This is a genomic window from Mycobacterium sp. pR1184, assembly GCF_041287235.1.
Lineage (GTDB): Bacteria > Actinomycetota > Actinomycetes > Mycobacteriales > Mycobacteriaceae > Mycobacterium.
Map to the genome: position 1 here is coordinate 1 of NZ_JBGGKR010000011.1, position 22,643 is coordinate 22,643.

Sequence of the window (22,643 nt, forward strand, 5' to 3'; positions counted from 1 at the left end):
ACATGCTGCCTCACCCGACCCACCCGGGTCACAGCACAACGTAACAACACGCAGTAACTGCACCTACGAACTTAAGGACCCACGTTGACCGAGACCACGCGGCTGGCGCCGGGCGATAAAGCGCCCCCCTTCAGCCTTCCCGACGCCGACGGCAACAAAGTATCGCTGGCCGACTACAAGGGCCGCCGGGTCGTTGTGTACTTCTACCCGGCCGCTTCGACGCCGGGGTGCACCAAGCAGGCCTGCGACTTCCGCGACAGCCTCGCCGAGCTCAACGAGGCCGGCCTCGACGTCGTCGGAATCTCCCCCGACAAGCCGGAGAAGCTGGCCAAGTTCGGCGACGCCGAGGGGCTGACGTTCCCGCTGCTGTCCGATCCCGAGCGCAAGGTGCTGACGGCCTATGGCGCCTACGGCGAGAAGCAGATGTACGGCAAGACCGTCACCGGCGTCATCCGCTCGACGTTCGTCGTCGACGAAAAGGGCAAGATCGCCGTCGCGCAGTACAACGTAAAAGCCACCGGCCACGTCGCCAAGCTGCGTCGCGACCTTTCCGTCTAGCCGATGAAGGCGGCCGCCGTGTGCTCGGTGATGGGCCGCGCGCAGCCCTGTTCGTCGCAGACCCGCTGCAACTTCTCCAGCGTCTCGTCGAGCCCCGGCCCAAGCCGCTTTCCGGGGGTGAAGGTGGCCGGAAGATGCTGCATGCCCTGAATCACGCCGATGGTCGGATAGTGCACGGTGCCGGCCGGGTCGCAGCGGTAGTCGGGCATCCGGTCGAGCACCGCCATAAGCATCGATTTGAACACGACGCGCGCGACGTTGGAGCCGATGCAGCGGTGAATGCCGAGGCCGAAGCTGAAGTGCCGGTTGTTCTTACGGCCGAGATCCAACCGATTCGGATCGGGAAACACCGCCGGGTCGCGGTTGGCCATCGCCCAGGACAACCACAGCCGATCGCCCTCCTTGAAACGTGTGCCCGCTATTTCCAGATCGGCGGCGATCGTGCGACCGTCCCCGGGCGCGGGCGTGAAGTACCGCAGGAACTCCTCGGTCGCCGAGTCGAGCAGCGTTTCCGATTCCGCCCGGAGCAGTTCGCGCTGTTCGGGATTTTCACCTAGCCATTCGAGTGCGTGCGCGGTCAGCGCGGTCGTCGTGTCGAAGCCTCCGCCGATGATCAAGCCGAGCATTCCGAGCAGTTCGCTGTCAGGGGCGGGTTCTCCGTCGATCTGAAGCCTTGCCAACGCATCCACCAGGCCCGGGCGCGGGTTCTCGCGGATCTCGAGCAGGTGGTTGAACAGGTCCATGCCCATCGCCATCGTCTGCTCCAAAACCCTTGGGTAGTCCGGAGAATCGGCGGGGGTGTAGACACCGGCGTGGGCCGGCTCGCAATAGAGCTGCCATTTCTTCAGGGGAACGCCCATCATCGCCAGCGTCAGGACCGCGGGTGTGATGTTCGCGAGATCGTCGACGAAGTCGATCCGCCCCCCTTCGATTTTCTCGTCGATGCTCGCCCGCACGATCTCGTCGACAAACGGCTTCCAGCGCTTGACGGCCGCCGGCGACAGGTAGGGGTTGAGGATGCTGCGGTAGACGGAGTGCTCCGGTTCGTCCATTTCGAGCATGCCGCCGCGCACGCCGGTCCCCTGCGACACCGTGGGGATTGTGATGCCCTTGTAGCCGGTGCCGTCGCCGGTCACGTCGTGGTCGTTGGACACCTGCGGGCACCGCGCGAGCTCGAAGACTTCCCGATTGCCTGCGGCCACCCAATGCCCGTCATAGGTGTCGGTCCACGCCAGCGGGCAGGTGGCGTGCATCTCCTCGGTGATCGCGGTGAACCGCTCGCGGTACTCCGGGGTATGGCGATCAAAATGGTAACGGTGGGGCTTGCCGGCCTTAGCTGCCGTGCCGGTCAGGGTGTCTTCCGTAGTCACCGTGGCCTCTCCTGCGGACGAGTGGCTGCCTGTAGAAGCAGTATGCGACGAGACGGTCCGTCTACAAAGCCATTCTGAATTTCAATTGGGATCGGTAGCCGCCGGCGACCGCGACAATTTCGGTAATGGATCGCCGTGACGTGCGGCCCAATTAAGCTTCAAAAGGACTGTCGAGGAATACACCTCGCACCTTGGGCCGGATCGTCGCGGGAGCGCTGATATCGGGCGGCGTAACACTGGCCGGCCTGGGCCTGGCCGCACCCGCCCAGGCCGGGCCGTCTTACTGGCATTACTGCCCCGGCCAGAAATGGGGATACACCGTTGCGATACCGCCAGGATTCGATTTGAGTGTGTGCCACTGGTTCGCCGTGACCGTGACCAACGGCCCGTCGGGCCCGGTGTATCACTTCGAGGAGGCCAATCCCGCCGACGTACCCCCGCCGGCCCCCGGCTTCCCCTGGCCGTGACATATCGCGCGACCTCGGCTCGATACAACACCAATACCGAATTCCAGAGCGGATGAGCGATGGCCCCGAAAGAAGACCCGGAGAAGCAAGACCCAGAGGAATACATACGCAACCTCGAGCGTGGCGCCGGGCAGTCGTCGGGTGCTCCCTATTCGTCCGGCACGTCAAACAGCGGCCGTGCACTCGGGAGTTGGTTCGGGGGCGTCGCGAGGCTGGCGAACACCCCGCGTGGTCGGGTGGTATTGGTGGGTGCGTTCGCGGCCGTGTTCGCGATCGCGGCCCTCGTGAGTCATTACTCCGGCACCACCGTGCACGGAAATCTCACGATGATCAATGGCGGGGCCAAGGACACGATCGACTGCAACGGCGGAAACCTCAGGCTCGAAGGCGACAACAACACCTATATCGTCACCGGCCACTGTCGCAGGCTTGACGTCTCCGGAAGCGCGAACCACGTGACCGTCGACAGCGCCGACGTCATCAGTGCTTTCGGCGACGACAACGCGATCACGTACCACTCCGGGTCACCAACGATCAACAAGACGGGTAACAACAACGTCGTGTCTCAGCGCCAAGGCAGCCGTTGACCCACTGACGGTGCTGGTCCCGAAAGCCCGTGCGGCGAAGGTCAATACATCGTCGCGCCCGACAGATCCAGGGCGATGTCGACCAGCATGTCCTCCTGCCCACCGACCATGCCGCGGCGTCCGGCCTCGACGAGCAGCGTACGTGCGTCCACACCGAACCGTTCGGCCGCGGCCTCCGCATGGCGCAGGAAGCTGGAGTACACCCCGGCATAGCCGAGGGTGAGCGTCTCGCGATCGACGCGCACCGGACGTTGCTGCAGGGGCCGCACCAGGTCATCGGCGGCGTCTTCGAGGGCGTTGAGATCGCAGCCGTGCCGCCAATTCATGCGGGTCGCGGCCGCGATGAAAACCTCCAGCGGGGCGTTGCCCGCACCGGCGCCCATGCCGGCCAGTGACGCGTCGACCCGACGGCACCCATGCTCGACGGCCACCATCGAATTCGCCACGCCCAGCGACAGGTTGTGGTGGGCGTGAATGCCGACTTCGGTTTCCGCGCAGAGCCTTTGACGCACCGCGTCGACGCGCTCGGCGACGTCGCGCATGGTCATGGCACCGCCGGAGTCGACCACGTATACGCAGCCGGCGCCGTAGCTCTCCATCAACGCGGCTTGCTCGGCCAGCGCCTGCGCAGTGCTGAGGTGGCTCATCATCAAGAAGCCGACCGTGTCCATGCCCATCTCGCGGGCGGCTGAGATGTGGTGTGCCGAGATGTCGGCCTCGGTGCAGTGCGTGGCGACCCGCACCACACCGGCACCCGCCCGGTGCGCGGCGGCGAGGTCTCGGATGGTGCCTATTCCCGGCAGCACCAGCGTCGCGATCTTGGCGCGGTGCACCACGGCGGCGACGGCCTCGATCCACTCCAGATCCGTGTGTGCGCCAAACCCGTAGACGCAGCTGGACCCGCCCAGTCCGTCACCGTGAGCGACCTCGATCGAGTCCACTCCCGCGGCGTCGAGCGCCGCCGCGATGTCGGCGGCCTGTCGCAGCGTGTACTGGTGTCGCACCGCGTGCATCCCGTCGCGCAGGGTGACGTCGCTGATGTAGAGCTGCTCGGTCGTACTCATGGTCAGACACCGGCCTTCGTCATTGAATGTGCCGCAATGCTTTTCGCCGTCGCCAGCGCCGCGGAGGTCATGATGTCGAGGTTTCCGGCGTAGGCGGGCAGGTAGTCGGCGGCGCCGGTCACCTGCAGGAGGCTGGTGATCCTGGTGCCGATGAACTTTCCTGTCTCGGGAATGTAGAGCGGGTCGTCCGGGCCGAATCTCTCGAACTGCACTGGCTGCTTGAGCCGGTAGCCGGGCACGTAGCGCTGGACCCGCTCGATCATCGCGGCGATGGACGCCTCGATGGCGACATGGTCGCAGTCACCTTCGACCAGGCAGTACACCGTGTTGCGCATCAGGATCGGTGGATCGGCCGGGTTGAGGACGATGACCGCTTTGCCCCGTTGAGCACCGCCGACCACTTGCAATGCGGTGGCGGTGGTTTCGGTGAACTCGTCGATGTTCGCGCGGGTACCGGGCCCGGCCGACCGCGACGAGATCGACGACACGATCTCGGCGTAGGACACCGGCGCCACCTGGTTCACCGCGGCCACGATCGGCACCGTCGCCTGCCCGCCGCACGTCACCATGTTGAGGTTCGGCGCGTCGATGTGGTCTTCGAGATTGACCACCGGAACGCAGAACGGGCCAACAGCAGCCGGGGTGAGGTCGAGAACACGTATCCCGCTGTGACGCAACGTCTCCCAATGCCTGAGGTGGGCATTGGCAGAGGTAGCGTCGAATACCAACCGAATCTGGTCGAAGCCGGGGATCGCGAGCAACCCGTCGACGCCCGCCGCGGATGTCGGCACGCCAAGTTGTTTCGCCCGCGCCAGACCGCCGGAAGCCGGGTCGATGCCGATCATCGCCGCCATGGTCAGCGGTCCGCCGCTGCGCAGGATCTTGAGCATGAGGTCGGTGCCGATGTTGCCCGACCCGATGATTGCCACGGGAAATGCGGGACTGGCCATGGGTTTTCCTTTCGGTCTAGGTGAAACTGAGGCCGACGGTGCCCAGGCCGGTGATCGTCGCCGATGCCCGATCGCCGGCCTGCACAAACGCGGCGCTGGTGTAGGAGCCGGACATCACGAATTGCCCCGCCTCGATCGCGGTCCCGTACTCGGACAGCGCGTTGGCCAGCCACGCGACGGCCGCGGCCGGGTCCCCCATCACGGCGGTACCCTGGCCGGTTTCGACGAGCGCATCGTTGAGGTAGAGCGCCGCGGTGGTATCGGGCAGCCGCGACGTGTTCGAGATCGGCACCCACCTGCCCAGCACCACCGCGCCCGAGCTGGCGTTGTCGGCGACGGTGTCCGCCAAGCTGATCCGCCAATCCGCGATGCGGCTGTCGACGACTTCCAGCGCCGCGGCCACTGCTTCGGTGGCCGCCATCACCTCGTCGACCGTCACCCCCGGACCGCGCAGCGGCGCCCGCAGCAGAAACGCCACCTCGGGCTCCACCCGCGGCGCGCAGAAATCACTCCTGGGCACCGTCGTCCCATCGGCCAGCATCATCGTGTCCAGGACGTAGCCGAAGTCGGGCTCATTGACACCCAGCAGGGTTTGCATTGGCGCCGAGGTCAGCCCGATCTTGTGGCCGCGCAGCCGCGCACCCGCACCGAGGTGGCGAGCCAGATTACGCCGCTGAGTCGAATAGGCCTGAGCCACATCCAAATTGGGGTATGCCTCGGTCAGCGGCGGGATCGGGTCGCTGCTCAACTGTGCGGCGTACAACCGCTGAGCCGCGGCGTCCAGCTGCAGGTCCGCAGCGAACACATCGGTCATCTGAGGTCCCCGGATCCCAACAGCTGAGTCGCCGACTCGAAAACCAGGCGCGCGTGCAGCTCGAACAGCTTGAGCAGATCCACCGAATCGCCGCCGATCTCTTTGGCGATGAACAGCCCGTCGGCACCGGCGATCGCGTACGTGGTCAGCAGCCGCACGCTCTGCTCGTCGAGTTCGGGCGCGACGTCGCGCACCATCGTCTCGAACCGGGCAAACGCCCGGTCGCGCACTTCGAGGAACATCGCGCGGGCGCGCGGCTCGATCGGGCGCCGCTCCAGCGCGAGCATCAGGCCCAGGCGGATGAAGTCGGGCGCATCCAACAGCGCCTTGGCCACCTGTGTCCCCAGTTCGACCACCCGCGCGCGGACCATGGCGCCGCCCGGAAGGTCCAGCGCGGCGAGCCACCGGCCGAAGCTGCGCTCGATGACCGCGGCTATCAGGTCGTCCTTGTCGGCGAAGTGCCAGTAGATGGATGTTGGGGGCAGCCCGCTTTTCTTGCTGACCAGAGAGATCGTCGTGCCTTCGTAACCGCGTTCGGTCGCGACCTCGGTCGCCGCATCGAGGATGCGCTCGCGCGACTGCTCTCCGTTGCTGCGGGTGCGTCTGCGGGCGCGCGGTTCGGCTGCGCCCGTTCCTTCCGTCACGGTGCCTCCTCGGGGGTGTTGACGATCACGCTACAAAAGCTTACTGTATGGATCGCTACATTAACAACTCGCGAAGAGGTCGACATGACGGACCAGAAAACCTATGACGTGGCGATCGTTGGCTACGGACCGGTGGGCTGCACCGCAGCGAACCTGTTAGGCCAACTGGGTCTCAATGTCGTGGTGGTGGAACGCGACCCCAACATCTATGCCCGGGCGCGGGCCATCTCGACCGACGAGGAAGTTGTCCGCATCTGGCAACAGGTCGGGCTCGCCGATCGCCTCAACGCCGACATGCAACCCGGCTCCGGCGCGGCGTTCGTCGACGCCAACGGTGTGCCGTTCGTCAGGCTGCTGCCCGTCTCGCGGGGCAACGGCCACCCGCCGCAGCAGTTCATCTACCAACCGGCGCTGGAGAAGGTGCTGCGCGAAGGGGTCGACCGGTTCCCCAACGTGTCCGTCCTGCTCAACCACGAATGCCTACGGCTCATCCCGCAGGAAGGCGGCGTCGAATTGATGCTGGCCGACCTCTCGGTCGACGAGTTCCGCCGCGTGCGGGCTTCCTATGTGATCGCCGCCGACGGCGGGTCAAGCGCCACCCGTGCCCAGCTGGGTGTCGGGTTCAGCGGTCGGACCTACGCCGAGCGCTGGATCGTCATCGACACCAAAGTGCTCCAGGAATGGCCCGGCCACGACCGGCTTCGTTTCCACTGCAACCCCGATCGGCCCACCGTCGACTGCCCCACCCCGCTGGGACACCACCGCTGGGAGTTCCCGGTACGCGACGAGGAGGATGAGCGCGACCTGCTGTCGGAGGAGGCGATCTGGAAGGTGTTGAGCCGTCAGGGAATATCGCCGGAGAACGTACAGATCCTCGGCTTCGCCTGCTACAGCCACCATGTCCGCTTCGCCGACCGGTGGCGGACGGGCCGGATCTTTTTGGCCGGAGATGCCGCGCACGCGATGCCTCCGTGGATCGGCCAGGGTATGTGCGCGGGCGTGCGCGACGTGGCGAACCTGTGCTGGAAGCTGGGGGCGGTGCTGCACGGGTCGCTGCCGGAGTCCGTTCTCGACACCTACCAGGCCGAGCGCCTTCCGCATGTGCAAGAGGTGACCAACCGCGCGGTCAAGACCGGCAACCTCATCATCCAGCGCAATCGGTTCCGGGCGGCGATGCGCAATCACGTGTTCCGCACCGCCAGCAGGGTGCCGTATTTCAGCACCTGGTTGCGCGACCATCGCTGGCTGCCCGACGCGCGCTATCACGACGGTTTGTTGGCGCGCAACGGAAACGGGGCGGTCGGCTGGCTCATCCCACAACCGTGCGTCCTCGATGAAAAGGGCGACAACGTGCGCCTCGATGACGTGCTCGGCGGCCGCTGGACCGTACTGCACACCGGCGGCCCAGCCCAATGGCCGGACTGGCGGGCAGCGGGCGTGCCCGTGCTGCAGGTCGCCCCGCCCGGAAGCGTTCCGCGCGCGGACTGCGTCGTCGACAATGACGGGTCGCTGATCGCCTGGCTCGGTAAGAAGGGCGCCTCGGTGGTGGCCCTTCGGCCCGACGGCTTCATCTACGCGGGCGCCGGTGACCGCCAACCTCTGCCCCCGCCGCCGGCCGGCTTCAAACCTTAAGGAACGCAATGAGTATCGGCACTATCACCGAACACACCGTACGGGTCAACGGCAAAGAGATCTTCGTCGCCGAGAGCGGCGCCGGCCCTGCCGTCGTCCTGCTGCACGGGGGCGGTCCGGGCGCGTCGGGCATGTCGAACTACGCCCGCAATGTCGACGCCCTCGCCGCGGAGTTCCGCGTCCTGGTTCCGGACATGCCGGGTTACGGCCGCTCCAGCAAGGGTGTCGACCGGCGAGATCCGTTCGGATACCTGGCCGTTCACATCCGCGGCATGCTCGACGAGCTCGGCATCAACCGCGCGCATCTGGTCGGCAATTCCTACGGCGGTTCGTGCGCGCTGCGGCTGGCGCTGGACACCCCGGACCGCGTCGACAAGCTCGTGCTGATGGGTCCCGGTGGCGTCGGAACCACCCGCGGACTGCCAAGCGCGGGGTTGCGAAATCTGTTGGCGTACTACGGTGGCGACGGACCGAGCCTGCAGAAGCTGCGCACGTTCATCCGCTCCTACCTGGTCTATGACGCGGACGCAGTGCCCGACGCGCTGATCGAGTCCCGCTACCAGGCGTCGATCGATCCTGAGGTCGTTGCCGACCCTCCCCTGCAACGCCCGTCCGGCTTGCGCACCCTGTGGCGCATGGACTTCACCCGCGACCGCAGACTGGGCAGCCTCTCGACGCCGACGCTGATCGTCTGGGGACGTGACGACAAGGTCAACAAACCCAGCGGGGCCGCGATGCTGGCCGACCGGATGCCCAACGCCGACGTCCTGCTCGCCGCCCGCACCGGACACTGGGTGCAGTGGGAGCGCGCCGAACTGTTCAACGCGGTCACCACCGCATTTCTGAAGGGCTAGGACTCAATATGTCTGCCACACAATCATCTTCGGTGTTCGGCAACGTGCATCTGGGTTATGTCGTGATCGAGACAAACAAGATCAGCGACTGGAAACGCTTCGGCCGCGACGCGATCGGCATGCATCTCGACGAGCTGGCCCCCGACACCGTCCGATTCCGCCTCGACGACAACGAATGTCGCGTGCTGCTCCGGCGGGGGCCCGCCGAGGATGTCGTCGCGCTGGGTTGGCAGCTCGACGGCCATGCGACCTTCGATGAGGTCAACCGCCGCGTCGCCGATCACGGGGTGCCCTGCGTCGAGGGGACCGAAGAAGAAGAGAAGCTGCGTGGTGTCGAACGCTTCCTGCGGTTTCCCGGCCCGCACGGGCTCGCCCAGGAGATCTACACCACCGCTCGTACCGCGCCGCTGTCCCTGGACATACCGGGGAGCGGATTCGTCACCGGCGCAGGCGGAATGGGCCATGTCGCCCTCACCACCAAGAAGCCGCACCAAGTGCGCGGCTACTACAACCACGTGTTCGACGCGCGGCTTTCGGACTACATCGACGAAACGATCAGCGGAATGAAGTTCAAGATCCGATTCCTCCGGGTCAACGAACGACACCATTCCGTGGCAATCGCGTCGGTAAACACCTTGCCGCTCAACCCGATTCGCACCCGAGTCCAGCACGTCAACATCCAGGTCACCACACTCGACGACATGGTCGCTTCCTATCGACGCGTCAAGGAACTGGGCTTCGGCATCGCGCTGTCGGTGGGCCAGCACACCAACGACAAGGAGCTGTCCTACTACGCCTTGACGCCGTCGGGATTCGAGTGGGAGGTCGGTTGGAACCCGATCGTCGTCGACGAGTCCACCTGGAACCCCACCACGCACCAGGGCATCAGCATTTGGGGGCACCAGCCGGAAGGGCAAACCGTCATCGCCAAGCTCAACCAGTTCGCGACGGCCGCGCGCTCGGTGCTGCAGCGGGAAGACACCGTCGCGGCGCTCAGCGCACCGGGGATCGCCGACGACTAGCGGCGTCGAGCTAGGCCAGCTTCGCCAACAGCAGGGCCTCGGCGATGGCTGCGCGTTCCAGCACGCCCAAGTGCAGACTCTCGTTGATGCTGTGGGCCTGCGTTGCCGGGTCTTCTACCCCGGTCACCAGGATTTTCGCCTGCGGGAACGCCTCGGCGAACTCGGCGATGAACGGGATCGAGCCGCCCATGCCCATGTCGACCGCGTCGACACCCCACGCCTGCCGGAACGCTGCTCGTGCCGCGTCGTAGACGCTGCCGCTGGCATCGATGGCGTACGGCTCACCGATGTCACCGCGGGTGACGCTGACCTGTGCGCCCCACGGGGTGTGCTGTTGCAGGTGGGTCGTCAACGCGTCCAGGTGTGCGGCCGCGTCGCCGCCGGGCGCGACCCGCATGCTGATCTTGGCGGCCGCCCGCGGGATCAGCGTGTTCGACGCCTTCGCGATCGGCGTGGTATCGATGCCGATCACGGTGATCGCGGGCTTGGCCCACAGCCGCTGCGGCGCCGAACCCGAGCCGATCTCGGACACCCCGTCCAGCAGGCCGGAGTCGGCGCGCACCCGTTCGGGTGGGTAATCCACCGCGGCGGCGGTGCTTTCGTGCAAGCCGGCGACGGCCACGTTTCCGTCGTCGTCGTGCAGGCTGGCCAGCAGTCGCACCAGCACGCTGAGCGCGTCGGGCACCACGCCGCCCCAAATGCCGGAGTGCAGGCCGTGGTCGAGGGTGGCGACCTCGACGACGCAGTCGACCAGGCCGCGCAGCGTGACCGTCAGCGCCGGGGTCTCGGTGCTCCAGTTGTCCGAGTCGGCGATGACGATCACGTCGGCGGCCAACGCGTCCTTGTGCGCGGCGAGCAGGCGCCCCAACGACGGCGAGCCGGATTCCTCTTCCCCTTCGACGAAGACCGTCACGCCGACCGGAGGTTGGCCGCCGTGCGCCCGGAATGCGGCCAAATGCGTTGCGATACCGGCCTTGTCGTCGGCGCTGCCGCGCCCATACAGGCGTCCGTCGCGCTCGGTGGGCTCGAACGGCGGCGACGCCCACTGGTCGCGGTCGCCCTCGGGCTGCACGTCGTGGTGGGCGTACAGCAGCACGGTGGGCGCGCCGGCGGGTGCGGGGTGCTGGGCGATGACGGCCGGGGCGCCGCCCTCGCCGACGATGCGCACGTCGCCAAAACCGGCCTGGGACAACAGATCCGCCACTGCCTGCGCGCTGCGATGCACCTCGTCGCGGCGGCCCGGATCGGCCCACACCGATTCGATCCGCACCAGGTCCTCGAGATCGCGGCGCACCGACGGCAGGACGTCACGGACGCGCTGGGCTAGGTCAGTCATGTTTTCGAGGCTAGCCGCGTGGTAAGCCACATCCGTCACTTGGGCCGCTGGAAGTCACGGAGAACGTTTTGCCCGCCTCTCAGCGACAGACACAGGTCCGGCTTGCCGAATGGCCGAATTGTCGCTGAGAGGCGGGCAAAACGGCACATGCCGGCTTCGGGTGACGGGTGAGACCCATGCGAGGCCCCAACGCTACGGCGTCTCGAGGATCGCGACCGCGGCCGCGGTATCCCCTTCGTGAGTCAGCGACACATGGATCGTGACGTCGGCCAGATGCGTGGCGATGTCTCCGGTCAACCGCACCCGCGGCCGTCCCCACATGTCGGTGACGACTTCGATGTCGCGGTGGATGTCCTCGCGCAGGATCGGCCGCTGGGAGAATCGGGATCCGGACCAGGCCTTGATCACCGCTTCCTTGGCGGCCCATCGTGCCGCCAGGTGACGCGCCGCCGACGAACTCTTGTCGGAGGCGTCGCGACGCTCACCCGGCGTAAATGTTTCGGAGAACACCGTTCCCGGTTGGTCAACCTGGTCGGCGAAATCCGGAATGGAGACGAGATCGATCCCCACACCGACAATGCCCATGGCTGGCCAGGTTAACCGATCGCCAAAGTCATCCGGCAGGCACCTCATAGGCCTCGTCATCGCCCAGTCGCGCGACCGGGTTCAGCAGCATCGACGCCTCCTGTCGCTTCTCCGGCGCGCTGTGGTCGAAACGACGGTCCGGCGGCCGCTGATACATCGGCTCGCCGCCGGCGATGGCCGACACCAGCCGGCGCTGCCCGGCCAGCAGGCGCGCGTTCGCCCGCCGCTGGTAGTCCTCGCGCTCGCTCGGGTCCAACGTCGCGATGAACGCCTGCGGGTGCACCAGCGCGACCAGCCCGGACACGTGACCGAACCCGAGGCTGGTCAGCATGCCGGCCTTGAGCGGGAACTTCCCGCCGAGGCGCAGGGTGTCGCGCACCCAGACGAAGTGGGCCGAGCCGGACAGCTCGTCGTCGACGCAGTCCAGGCTGCGGTTCGGCGGGATCACGCCGTCGCGCAGCATCTGGCACAGCCCCATCATCTGGAAGACCGCGGCGCCACCCTTGGCGTGTCCGGTGAGGCTCTTCTGCGAGACGACGAACAGCGGCGCACCCTCAGAGCGTCCCAGCGAGTCGGCCAGCCGCTCGTGCAGCTCGGTCTCGTTGGGATCGTTGGCCAGCGTCGACGTGTCGTGCTTGGAGATCACCGCGATGTCGTCGGCGCCAACACCCAACTTGGCCAATTCTCGCGCCAGCGGCGACTCCTTGCCGCCGCGTCCCGCGCCGAGTGCACCCAGGCCGGGGGCCGGGATGGAGGTGTGCACACCGTCGCCGAAGGACTGCGCGAAGCCCACCACCGCGAGTACCGGCAGACCCATCTTCAGCGCCAGGTCACCGCGCGCCAGCAGGATGGTGCCGCCACCCTGTGCCTCGACGAAGCCGAGCCGCCGACGGTCGTTGGGCCGCGAGAACTTCGAGTCCGTGATGCCACGGTCGCGCATCATCTCGGTGCTGGCGGTGGCCGCCATGTCCCCGAAGCCGATGATGCCTTCCAGCGTCAGGTCGTCGATACCGCCGGCCACGACCATCTCGGCCTTGCCCAACTTGATCTTGTCGACGCCCTCCTCGACCGACACCGCGGCTGTCGCGCACGCGGCGACCGGGTGAATCATCGAGCCGTAGCTGCCGATGTAGGACTGAACCACATGCGCAGCAACGATGTTCGGCAGTACTTCCTGGAAGATGTCGTTCGGCTTGTTACGGCCCAACAGGTTTCCGTGGTACATCGTCTGCATCGAGCTGCCGCCACCCATGCCGGTGCCCATGGTGTTGGCCACCAGGCTCGGGTGCACATAGCGCATCACTTCGGCGGGATTGAACCCGGCGGACAGGAACGCGTCGACGGTCGCGACGATGTTCCACACCGCAAGGCGGTCAATGGAACTGGCCATGTCGGCGCTGATGCCCCACACGGTCGGGTCGAACCCGGTCGGGACTTGGCCGCCGACCACCCGCGACAGCTTGTTCTTGCGCGGCACCCGAATCTCGGTGCCGGCCTTGCGGATAACCTGCCAGTCGCTCGACTCGGGCACCGGCCGGATCACCGTGTGCTCGGGGTCGAATTCGGCGAACGCGCGGGCGTCGGCCTCCGACGAGACGACGAACGCGAAGTCCTTGTCCAGGAACACCGACACCAGCAGCGGCGACGCGTGGTCGGGGTCGATCGAGCCGTCGTCGACGAACTCCCGGATGCCGCAACGCTCGACGACGATGTCGTGGTAGCGCTCGACCAGTTCGGCCTCGTCGATCAGGTCACCGGAAGCCGTGTCATACCAACCCGGTTGGGGGTCGTCCTCCCAGCGGATCAGCCCGGTGGTCCAGGCCAGCTCGAGGACACCCGCGGCCGACAGTTCGTTGTCGACCTCCATCTCGAAGCGGGTGCGCGACGAACCGTACGGGCCGAGTTCGGCGCCGCCGACGATCACCACCAGGTCGGCGGGGTCGAGATCGAGGTCGGCCCATTCCGGCGGCGGCGCCGGGGTGAACCCGCGCGGCGGGGACGGCAGCGCGGCGATGGTGCCCGCTGCCGGCTGGTCGTCTTCGACTGCCTCCGAGGACATCTCCTCGCGAGCCTTGGCGGCCAACTCCGCCATGTCGATTTCGACGTCGCCGAGACCACCGGTCAGATCCGCCTCAATCGGCTTGCTGGCCGCGGCCACCTTCGACTCCACATCGCACAGCGCCAGCAGCATCCCGGCCATCTCGTCGGTGGAGTAGGTGGTGACACCGGCTTCCTCGACGGCGGTGACGATGGCGTCGTTGTGACCCATCAGCCCGGTGCCGCGGGTCCAGCCAATCAGCGCGTGCGCCAAGCTGACTCGCGCGGCCCACGAGGATTCCGCGTGCCAGCGGCTCACCAGGGCGTCCAGCGCGGACTTGGCCTCGCCGTAAGCGCCGTCACCGCCGAACATTCCGCGGTTGGGCGAGCCCGGCAGCACGACATGCAGGCGTGAGGCGATGTCGCGCTCGGCGCCGATCTTGGACAGGCCCGCGATCAGCCGCTGTACGGCCCACAGCAGAACCTTCATCTCCATCTCGGAGCGTGAGCCGGCCTCTGACAGATCGCCGGCCACCCGCGGTGCCGCGAACGGGAACAGCAGGGTCGGGGTCTGGGCGTCCTTGATGTGAATCGACTGTGGCCCAAGGCTTTCGCTCTGCTCGGTACCGACCCATTCGACCAAGGCGTCGATGTCGGAGTAGGAGGCCATGTTGGCCGCGACCACCCACAGCGTCGCACCGAACCGGGCGTGGTCGCGGTAGAGGTTGCGGTAGAACGCCAGCCGGTCGTCGTCAAGCTTGGACGTCGTCGCGATCACGGTGGCACCGCCGTCGAGTAGACGCGCCACGACCGACGCGGCGATCGAACCCTTCGACGCACCGGTGACGACCGCGACTTCGCTGTTGTAGGGGCCGGGGTCCGGGTTCTCGGCACCCGCGGCGATGCGGCCGAACAGTGAGGCGTGGATTCCACGGCCCGCCGCCAGGGCCTTGCCCTGCCACCACGTCGCCTGGGTGGCGACGACATGGCCGGCGCCCTCGAACCGCTCCGACAGGTTCACCCAGTCGGCATCGATGTCGCCCTCGTCGGTCAGCCATAGCTTGACCAGGTCCTCGCGGGCGCTGGCCCAGCGGTCGTCGAACACCACGGCCTTCTTGGCCTCGAACGTCGGCGCCACCAAACGTGGCCATTCCGAACCCAATTCGGCGGTGACCAGGTCGATCAGCTCGGCATCGGTGGCCACCGGCGAGGCGCTGACGGTGTCGTCCAGACCCAGCTGTCCCAGCACCAGGCGGGCCGCCGAAGCCAGCACGCCGTCGCGGCCGGTGATCTGGTCGGTGAACTCCGAGAGTGCGGCGGCATCGATCGTCGCTCCGCCGCCACCGCCCGCCGAGGGCAGCGACACCGAAACACCGTGGCGCGCCGCGACCGCAGCGACCGCGGCGTCGACGACCTTGTCGACAGCGGCAGCGTCGGACAGCGCACCCTCGTGCAGGTGCCCCATCGCACCGCCGCGGACGCTGGTGCCCTCGCGGGTTCCCAGCGCGACCTCGACGACGACGTGCTTGGCCCACCCCTCGCCGAGCTCCCAGGTCTTGGTGACCCGCTCGATGATCGCGGCCGGCCGCTTGCCGGACGGCCCGAGGACCGTGCGCAGCTGGTCGTTGATCGCGTCGGAAAGCACTGGGCCGTACGGCTTGTAGGTACGCGCCAGCTTGGTGACCTGCGACCGCAGCCCGGCCAGGTCGGCCTCGGCGGCACCGTCGATGGCCCCGAGGTTCAACTCCGAACCGAGGTCGACCAGTAGCTGGTTACGTCGCGACGACGCACCGTCGGTGATGGACTCGATGGAGTCCAGCTGCTCGATCTGGTCGATGCGCATCTTCGCCGACAGCGCGATCAACGCCAGAGTGGCGTCGGCCGCGTCGAACGTGAGGTCGTCCGGTCGCGGAGCACCCGAAGGCGCGGTGGGCGCGGCTGCCGGTGCGACCGCTTGCGGCGCGGCACCCTCTGACGCGGCAGCGCCGGCATCGACGACCGCTTCCTCCTCGGCCTCCGGCTCGGGGTCGGTGTCGTTGGCGAACAGCACCGCGGCGTCGCGCTCGGCGTTGAGCACTTCGACTGTGCTGTGCGCATATTCGGGTAACTTGAGGGTGTTGGTGGCCAGTCCGGCGACGGTCGGCGCGGACTTCACGCCGATCTCGACGAACCGCTCCACGCCCAGGCCGCCAGCGGCTTCCTCGATGAAGAGCAGGTCCTGAGTTTCGATCCAGCGCACCGGGCTGGCGAACTGCCACGCCAACAGCTCGATGAACACCGTGCGGGCCATCTCACGCGGCCGCTCGGCAAGCCAGGTGTCGTAGTCGGCCAGGATCTCATCCAGCGGTTCGGCCGGCACCAGATCCCGGATCTCCTGGATGAAGTCGCGATCCAGCGTGAACGGCCGCGGCACCAGGTTGGGGATGTAGCGGCCGATGACCAGCTCGGGGTCCTGGTCGCGCGGCATCACCCGCTCCAGCGAGCGGCGGAAGTCGGCGACGCCGACCCGCAGCACCCGCGAGTGGAACGGCACGTCGATGCCCGGCACCAAGATGAAAGAGCGCTTGCCGCCGCTGATTTCGCGACGCTTCTCCACGGCTTCCTCGAGGGCCTCGAGACCGCGGACCGTGCCGGCGATCGCGTACTGCGAGCCGCGCAAGTTGAAGTTCACGATCTCCAGAAATTCCCCGGTGCGCTCGGCGATTTCGGCGACGAAGTCGGTGACCTGGTCGTCGGGCAGGTCGATCTGCGAGGGGCGGATCGCGGCCAACCGGTAGTTGGAACGGCCCATCTCGTCGCGCGGCACGATGTCGTGCATGTTCGACCCGCGGTGGAACACGGTCTCCAGCAACGCTTCCAGCTCGTAGACGCCCAAAACGCATGCCAGCGCGGTGTATTCACCGACGGAGTGCCCACACGCGATGGCGCCCTCGACGAATGCACCCTGCTCGCGCATCTCCGCGACCTGGGCGGCCGCCACGGTCGCCATTGCGACCTGCGTGAACTGCGTCAGGTACAGCACACCGTCGGGGTGGTGGTAGTGCACGCCGCTGGCGATCAGGCTGGTCGGGTTGTCGCGTACCACGTGCAGCACCGAGAAACCCAGGGTGTCGCGGGTGAACTTGTCCGCGTCGTCCCAGACCTTGCGCGCGGCCTTGGACCGGGCCCGGACCTCCATGCCCATGCCCTTGTGCTGGATGCCCTGGCCGGGGAACGCGTAGACGGTCTTCGGTGCGGCCAGTCGCGCGGTCGCCGACATCACCAGGTCGGTTCCGACCTTTGCCGTAACCTCCAAAACCTCTGCGCCCTGGTCGATCCCGACGCGATCGACCCGGAAGTCGACCTCGTCGCCGGGGCGCACCATGCCCAGGAAGCGCGCGGTCCAGCCGATCAGGCGGGCCGGCGGCCGGGCCTGGCCGTCGGTGGCGGTCACGGTGTGCTGCGCGGCGGCCGACAGCCACATGCCGTGCACGATGGGCGATTCCAGGCCGGCCAGCAGAGCGGCAGCCCGATCCGTGTGAATCGGGTTGTGGTCACCGGACACCACGGCGAACGGACGCATGTCGACCGGCGCGATCATGGTGACGTCGCGGCGGCGACGGCGCGGGGTGTCGGTGGTGTTCTTCGATACCGCACCACCGGCCCGGGACGGGTCGGTAAGTTCGGCCGAACCGGTACGCCCGAGGATCGCGAAGCGCTCCTCGAGGGTCGCGATCGTCGTACCGTCGGGGCCGGCCACCGTCACCGAAACCGGGACAACTCGGCCCATGTCGGTGTCGATCGCCGCCGAAGCCGTTGCGGTAACGGTCAATTGGGCCGGTTGCGCAGGCAGCTTGCCGACCACATGAACGGCGTGGTCGAGGTGGACCAGGCTCAGCAGGCCCTCGACGACCGGGACGCCGGTCTCGGTGACCGCGGAACCGATCGTGGCGAAGACCGCGGGCCAGCACAGGCCGACCAGCGCGTCGGGCACGGTGGTGAGGCTGGGCGCCAGGCGCTCGCCGAAGGTGGCCGTGACCCCGGTGTGGTCGGCGACGCGCTCGGGGTCCCAATCCACCGTCACGGTCGCGGTCCCGTCGGTGACCGCCGGGAGGGATTCCGGACCATCGACGCCGGCGGCGATCGCCAGGACGGCACGCATAGCGGCGGTGGCGTCGTCGGCGGAGACCATCGGCGCACCGCCGTCAATGGTGTTGGCGTGCAACGTGAATGAGATGTCAATCCAGACGCCGGACACCGGGACGCTCAGAACGACGCGCTCCTCGGACTGGACCTGCAGGCGAGCACCGGTCGACGAGTGCGTGGCGCGCTGACCTTCGTGGACCAGCCAATCGGCCGGATCGGCGATGCGGTGAACCGGGTTGATGGCGGTGCGCCCGGCCCACAGCACATCGGGGGCGTCGAGCACGACTGCCAGCGGTCCGGTCACGTCCGGGCGGCCCAGCCGGCGCGAGCGGACGGCTTTCGCCTCGCCGCCGGCGGCCAACACGTCGTCGATGGCGGCCTGCTCGAAACGGTCGAGCAGTTCACCGACGGGCTCGTCGGCCCGGGTGATGCCGGCAACGGCGGCGGTGCCGGGGATGATGCACACCTGGTCGGCGTCGTAGCGGGCGTCGTGCGCCTGCCACAGCGAGTCGCTGCGCCACCAGCGCCGCACGTCCTTGTCGATGACCGGCACGAAGTTGACCGGCTTGCCCAGCGTCTTGCACAGCGTGACGAAGAACGGTACGTCGGCCGGGTGCAGCACCACGGTTTCGGCGTCGGGGTAGCTCGCGAGCAGCTGTTCGAGAGCCGCCTGCGGGTTGTCCAGTAGCGCCTCGTCGTTGAACAGCGTTTCGATCGGGCCGTGGTCCTGGGAGTGCAACCGGGCCTCGGCGCGCTGCAGCATCTGCTGGAAACGGTCGCGCCAGGTGTCGGCCAGCCATGGGCTGCCGGGCCTGGCGGTGTCGGCGGTCGAGTTGCCCTCACCGATGGCGAGCTCGACGTAGCGCTGCAGCCACTGCAGGTACGTCATCTCCTTGACGTCACCGAAGTACGGCTTGGCGGTGTTGGCCATCGCGGCGATGATCTCGTCGCGGCGCTGCGCGACGGCGTCGGCGTCACCGGCGACCTCGTCGAGCAGCCGGCCGCAGCGCGAGGCGGAGTTGTCGATCTCGTGAATGTCGGCACCGAGCTGGCTGCGGCTGGAAGCCATGCCGCCCTGGGCTTTTCCGGCACCGATCCACTGGTCGGTGCCGGTCGTCTCGACCAGCAGCTGCTTGACCGACGGCGACGTGGTGGATTCCAGCGTGGCCATCGCCGCGGTGCCGACCAGGATCCCGTCGACCGGCATCGACGGGAAACCGTACGACTGCGACCAGCGGCCGGACAGGTACTCGGCGGCGCGCTCGGGCGTGCCGATGCCGCCGCCGACGCACACGGTGATGTTGGAGCGCGAACGCAGCTCCGAGTAGGTCGCCAGCAGCAGGTCGTCGAGGTCTTCCCACGAGTGGTGGCCGCCGGCGCGTCCGCCCTCGATGTGCACGATCACCGATTTGGTGGGCGCCTCGGTCGCGATGCGGATGACCGAGCGAATCTGCTCGATGGTGCCGGGCTTGAACACGACGTGGCTGATGCCGACCTCGTTGAGCTCGTCGATCAGCGCGACGGCTTCCTCCAGGTCCGGGATGCCGGCGCTGATCACCAGGCCGTCGATCGCGGCGCCGGCCTGACGGGCCTTCTGCACCAAGCGCTTACCGCCGACCTGGAGCTTCCACAGGTAGGGGTCGAGGAACAGGGTGTTGAACTGGTAGGTGCGGCCCGTGTCGAGCAACCCGGACAGCTCCTCGATGCGCGCGGCGAAGATTTCCTCGGTTACCTGCCCGCCACCGGCCAGCTCGGCCCAGTGTCCGGCGTTGGCCGCGGCGGCGACGATCTTGGCGTCGACGGTGGTCGGGGTCATGCCGGCCAGCAGGATCGGCGAGCGCCCGGTCAGCCGGGTGAACTTCGTCGAGAGCTTGACGCGGCCGTCGGGCAGGGTCACGACGGTCGGCGCGTAGCTCGACCAGGGCCGTGCCACCTCGGGGGTGGCGCCGACGGTGAACAGGTTGCGCTGACCGCCGCGGGTGGCGGCGGGCACGATGCCGACGCCGAGGCCGCGGATCACCGGCGCGGTGAGTCGGGTCAGGATGTCGCCGGGACCCAGGTCGAGAATCCAGCGCGCGCCGGCGTTGTGCACCGCGGTGATCTCTTCCACCCAGTCGACACCGCTGACCAGGATGGCGTCGGTCAGGCGCCGGGCCAGCTCGACGTCCAGGCCGACCTTCTCGGCCCAGCCGCCGACGATGTCGATGCCGTCGGCCAGCCGTGGGGTGTGAAAGCCCACCTCAACCTGAACCGGGTCGAACGTCGGCGCGAAGACGTCGCCGCCGCGCAGCTTGTTCTTGCGGTCGGCTTCTTCTTTCTCGGAGATCTGCTGGCAGTACAGCTCGAAGCGGGAGAGTTGCTCCGGCGTGCCGGTGATGACGACCGAGCGCCGGCCGTTGCGGATGGACAGCACCGGGGGCAGCACGGTGCGAACGTCCTTCGAGAACTCGTCGAGCAGCGCGACGATGCGCTCCGGGTCGGCGTTGGTGACCGACACCATCGGCGGGCGGTCGCCGAGTACGGAGATGCCACGGCGACGGGCCACCAGCGTTCCGGCCGCTCCGATCAGCTGGGCCAGCGCCAGCAGCTCGACGTCGCGAGCCCCCTCGGCCTTGAACGCCTCGACGGCGAGCACGCCCTGCGAGTGCCCGGCTACGGCGACCGGTGGGGTCGCGGTCCAGTCCATGCCCTGTCGCGCCAGGGCACGCCCGGCCGCGATCTGGGTGAGCAGCACGCCGGGCATCGACACCGCGGCCGACGTCAGGTGCTTGTCGGCCGGCGTCGGGTCCTCGGCCGCCAGCGCGCGCACCCACTGCAGCGGCTCGAAGCCGATCGGACGCACCACGACCAGCTCCTTGGCCACCGGCTCGAGCAGCAGCTCCGCTTCGCCGACGAGCGTGGCGATATCGGTCTCGATGCCCGCCGACGACACCAGTTCTTCCAGAGTTTCCAACCAGGCACTGCCCTGCCCACCGAACGCGACAGCGTACGGCTCGCCGGCCGTGAGACGGTCGACCAGAGCGTGGGTGTTGTGCGGGCCATTCCCGTCGCGGTCAGCGGACACCCGGTCGTGCTCGTGGATCGTCACCTTGTATATCTCCCTGTATGCGTCTTCACGTATCGGTTCGTTCGGCCTGCTGATAGTCCCGGCGGGCGGGGCCCCAGCCGGCTCTGGGTCGATTCCGCTTTGAATCGCAGCCCGAATAGCGGCTGACCGGTGTGTTGTCGGCGGGCCACTCAAGTCGACCAAGCGGCGCGGCGGACTGCATCGGCTGTACTAAGAGTGTCATAAGGATTCGGGTCGTTTTTCTGCGCTGATCGGTTACTGATGAGTTCTACGCGCGGGTAACCGTGTCGTGGGTAACACCCGGATTAACCGGCCTTCGGGGTATCCAGAACAAACGTCCTGCATGCAGGTGGTTACGGTCGAGTAGCTATAACTGCGCTGTTCAAGGCGGCATTGTTATCAAATCGTTATGTTAAGAATTCGTAGTGCGTGCCGCCCTTCGCGCCGCGGCGGCCGCGGCGTCTCGCACTCGAAGGCCTGCGCGCGGCACGACGAATGGCGAACAAGTGTTTGCTGGAGTCGAGTTGCGAAAGCGCGGCCGGATGAGCTAAAGGGTCAGAGATATTCGCGATGCCGCGTGATTGCTAGGCCCACTGCCCGAATTGCGGCTTGAGGATCTCGTTGACGTCCACCCCAATGCCGCCCACGCTGCGCTTATCGATCTCGACCTGGTGCAGATTGGCCGCCGGATGGGCATAGCCCTTGGGCGAGCCCCAGTTGTGCTGCCAGAAGCAGGAGCCCAGGCCGTCGTGCAGCGCCCAGTCGATGGTTTTGGAGTTGGCGTAAACGCCCGTCCGCTGGTGCCCGATCACCGACTCCCAGGACCGCAGGTATGGAGCGATCTGGCTTTTGTACTGGTCATAAGACGGGTCGTCGTCGATCGATGCGTAAATCGGCGCGTCGGCAGGCCCGCCGGCCGCCTCGTGTAGCTCCATCCCCCGCTTGGCGTGTTGCAGTCCGGCGCTGGCGCCGCCCAGCCAGTCGGCGGAGTTGCCCTTGCCGTACTGATAGCAGGAGACGATTTTGAGCCCGCTGCTGTGCAGGTCACGCGCTTCGGAGAGTTGGATCGGCTTGCCCAGCATCCAGTTGCCGCCCGGCCGCCGGTCCGAGACATAACGAATCGACCCCACGGCGCCCGCGGCCCGGATCTGGCTGGCCGGGATGACCCCCGCGGCGTAGTCCAGCAGAGTGCCCAGGGATGCCGAGGCCGTCGGCGCGCACATCGACGAGCCCGCGACACCCAGCCCGACCAGAGCCGGGGTCGCGGCCGCGAATTTGAGCACGTCACGGCGCGAAATCGACACACCGGAAAGGGTACGACACAAAGCTCATCAGACACATCAGTCACACGGGTCACAGCTTTGTCACTTCTGGACAACTCGTGTTTAGTCCGCGGCGACTCCGCGGGGATCGAGGGTGCGGTTACGCCAATGACTGTGCGCTCAGGGTGGAGACACGCCGGGCCGGGCCGCCGTGCGCGCACGCCGAAAACCGTGAGCGCACCCCCAAACCAATCCAGATCCCTGCCCAA

Annotated in this window: 15 protein-coding genes; 6 read left to right on the forward strand and 9 right to left on the reverse strand. The window is 67.4% G+C overall.

All coding sequences use genetic code 11. The features are described from left to right. Window positions 1–84: 84 nt before the first annotated feature. Window positions 85–558, forward strand: a complete 474-nt coding sequence (gene bcp / locus ACAG21_RS19175) for a thioredoxin-dependent thiol peroxidase (RefSeq protein ID WP_370497841.1) — start codon at window positions 85–87, stop codon at window positions 556–558. Here the strand turns inward: bcp and ACAG21_RS19180 are convergent. Continuing rightward, complete coding sequence (locus ACAG21_RS19180; protein ID WP_370497842.1) at window positions 555–1,928, reverse strand: cytochrome P450; 1,374 nt, start codon at window positions 1,926–1,928, stop codon at window positions 555–557. The two genes, bcp and ACAG21_RS19180, sit on opposite strands and share 4 nt — an antisense overlap. A gap of 191 nt (window positions 1,929–2,119) precedes the next feature. Here ACAG21_RS19180 and ACAG21_RS19185 point away from each other — a divergent pair, with 191 nt between their 5' ends. Both ACAG21_RS19185 and ACAG21_RS19190 read left to right on the forward strand, forming a co-directional pair. Continuing rightward, window positions 2,120–2,395 carry a hypothetical protein gene (locus ACAG21_RS19185; RefSeq protein WP_370497844.1) on the forward strand — a complete coding sequence of 92 codons (276 nt, stop codon included), beginning with the start codon at window positions 2,120–2,122 and terminating at the stop codon, window positions 2,393–2,395. Window positions 2,396–2,454: 59 nt separating this feature from the next. Then, window positions 2,455–2,982, forward strand: coding sequence for a DUF3060 domain-containing protein (locus ACAG21_RS19190; RefSeq protein WP_370497845.1), 528 nt, complete (start codon window positions 2,455–2,457; stop codon window positions 2,980–2,982). Between the two features lie 41 nt (window positions 2,983–3,023). Here ACAG21_RS19190 and dmpG read toward each other — a convergent pair whose 3' ends face one another. The 4 genes from dmpG to ACAG21_RS19210 are packed head-to-tail and all read right to left on the reverse strand — an operon-like array spanning window position 3,024 to window position 6,454. Next, complete coding sequence (gene dmpG / locus ACAG21_RS19195; RefSeq protein WP_370497846.1) at window positions 3,024–4,046, reverse strand: 4-hydroxy-2-oxovalerate aldolase; 1,023 nt, start codon at window positions 4,044–4,046, stop codon at window positions 3,024–3,026. A 2-nt stretch (window positions 4,047–4,048) separates the two neighbouring features. Then, window positions 4,049–4,996 (reverse strand): acetaldehyde dehydrogenase (acetylating), encoded by a 948-nt coding sequence (locus ACAG21_RS19200; protein WP_370497847.1) that lies wholly within the window; start codon window positions 4,994–4,996, stop codon window positions 4,049–4,051. Window positions 4,997–5,012: 16 nt separating this feature from the next. Beyond that, window positions 5,013–5,810, reverse strand: a complete 798-nt coding sequence (locus tag ACAG21_RS19205; RefSeq protein WP_370497848.1) for a 2-keto-4-pentenoate hydratase — start codon at window positions 5,808–5,810, stop codon at window positions 5,013–5,015. Continuing rightward, entirely contained in the window at window positions 5,807–6,454 is a 648-nt protein-coding gene (locus tag ACAG21_RS19210; RefSeq protein WP_370497849.1) for a TetR/AcrR family transcriptional regulator, read from the reverse strand. The genes ACAG21_RS19205 and ACAG21_RS19210 overlap by 4 nt, the downstream gene beginning before the upstream one ends. 84 nt (window positions 6,455–6,538) lie before the next feature. Here ACAG21_RS19210 and ACAG21_RS19215 point away from each other — a divergent pair, with 84 nt between their 5' ends. From ACAG21_RS19215 to ACAG21_RS19225, 3 genes are read left to right on the forward strand one after another with little or no spacing between them, the layout of a single operon-like run. Continuing rightward, window positions 6,539–8,086, forward strand: a complete 1,548-nt coding sequence (locus tag ACAG21_RS19215) for a bifunctional 3-(3-hydroxy-phenyl)propionate/3-hydroxycinnamic acid hydroxylase (protein ID WP_370497850.1) — start codon at window positions 6,539–6,541, stop codon at window positions 8,084–8,086. A gap of 8 nt (window positions 8,087–8,094) precedes the next feature. Beyond that, a complete protein-coding gene (locus tag ACAG21_RS19220) occupies window positions 8,095–8,940 on the forward strand; it encodes an alpha/beta fold hydrolase (protein WP_370497851.1) in 846 nt (281 codons plus the stop codon). A gap of 8 nt (window positions 8,941–8,948) precedes the next feature. Next, on the forward strand, window positions 8,949–9,962 hold the full coding sequence (locus ACAG21_RS19225; protein WP_370497852.1) for a VOC family protein: 1,014 nt from the start codon (window positions 8,949–8,951) through the stop codon (window positions 9,960–9,962). Window positions 9,963–9,972: 10 nt separating this feature from the next. Here ACAG21_RS19225 and ACAG21_RS19230 read toward each other — a convergent pair whose 3' ends face one another. From ACAG21_RS19230 to ACAG21_RS19245, 4 genes are all read right to left on the reverse strand, one after another. Next, window positions 9,973–11,298 carry a dipeptidase gene (locus ACAG21_RS19230; protein WP_370497853.1) on the reverse strand — a complete coding sequence of 442 codons (1,326 nt, stop codon included), beginning with the start codon at window positions 11,296–11,298 and terminating at the stop codon, window positions 9,973–9,975. Window positions 11,299–11,490: 192 nt separating this feature from the next. Continuing rightward, window positions 11,491–11,883 carry a holo-ACP synthase gene (locus ACAG21_RS19235; protein ID WP_342929900.1) on the reverse strand — a complete coding sequence of 131 codons (393 nt, stop codon included), beginning with the start codon at window positions 11,881–11,883 and terminating at the stop codon, window positions 11,491–11,493. Window positions 11,884–11,911: 28 nt separating this feature from the next. Next, complete coding sequence (locus ACAG21_RS19240) at window positions 11,912–21,133, reverse strand: fatty acid synthase subunit beta domain-containing protein (RefSeq protein WP_370497854.1); 9,222 nt, start codon at window positions 21,131–21,133, stop codon at window positions 11,912–11,914. A 563-nt stretch (window positions 21,134–21,696) separates the two neighbouring features. Next, window positions 21,697–22,416 carry a DUF1906 domain-containing protein gene (locus tag ACAG21_RS19245; protein WP_370497855.1) on the reverse strand — a complete coding sequence of 240 codons (720 nt, stop codon included), beginning with the start codon at window positions 22,414–22,416 and terminating at the stop codon, window positions 21,697–21,699. Between the last annotated feature and the right edge of the window lie 227 nt (window positions 22,417–22,643).

Excerpts from the sequence above, each read along its gene's own strand:
- ACAG21_RS19190 (WP_370497845.1), top strand. The coding sequence starts at position 2,455 with ATGGCCCCGAAAGAAGACCCGGAGAAGCAAGACCCAGAGGAATACATA.
- dmpG (WP_370497846.1), bottom strand. The coding sequence starts at position 4,046 with ATGAGTACGACCGAGCAGCTCTACATCAGCGACGTCACCCTGCGCGAC.
- ACAG21_RS19200 (WP_370497847.1), bottom strand. The coding sequence starts at position 4,996 with ATGGCCAGTCCCGCATTTCCCGTGGCAATCATCGGGTCGGGCAACATC.
- ACAG21_RS19205 (WP_370497848.1), bottom strand. The coding sequence starts at position 5,810 with ATGACCGATGTGTTCGCTGCGGACCTGCAGCTGGACGCCGCGGCTCAG.
- ACAG21_RS19215 (WP_370497850.1), top strand. The coding sequence starts at position 6,539 with ATGACGGACCAGAAAACCTATGACGTGGCGATCGTTGGCTACGGACCG.
- ACAG21_RS19220 (WP_370497851.1), top strand. The coding sequence starts at position 8,095 with ATGAGTATCGGCACTATCACCGAACACACCGTACGGGTCAACGGCAAA.
- ACAG21_RS19225 (WP_370497852.1), top strand. The coding sequence starts at position 8,949 with ATGTCTGCCACACAATCATCTTCGGTGTTCGGCAACGTGCATCTGGGT.
- ACAG21_RS19230 (WP_370497853.1), bottom strand. The coding sequence starts at position 11,298 with ATGACTGACCTAGCCCAGCGCGTCCGTGACGTCCTGCCGTCGGTGCGC.
- ACAG21_RS19235 (WP_342929900.1), bottom strand. The coding sequence starts at position 11,883 with ATGGGCATTGTCGGTGTGGGGATCGATCTCGTCTCCATTCCGGATTTC.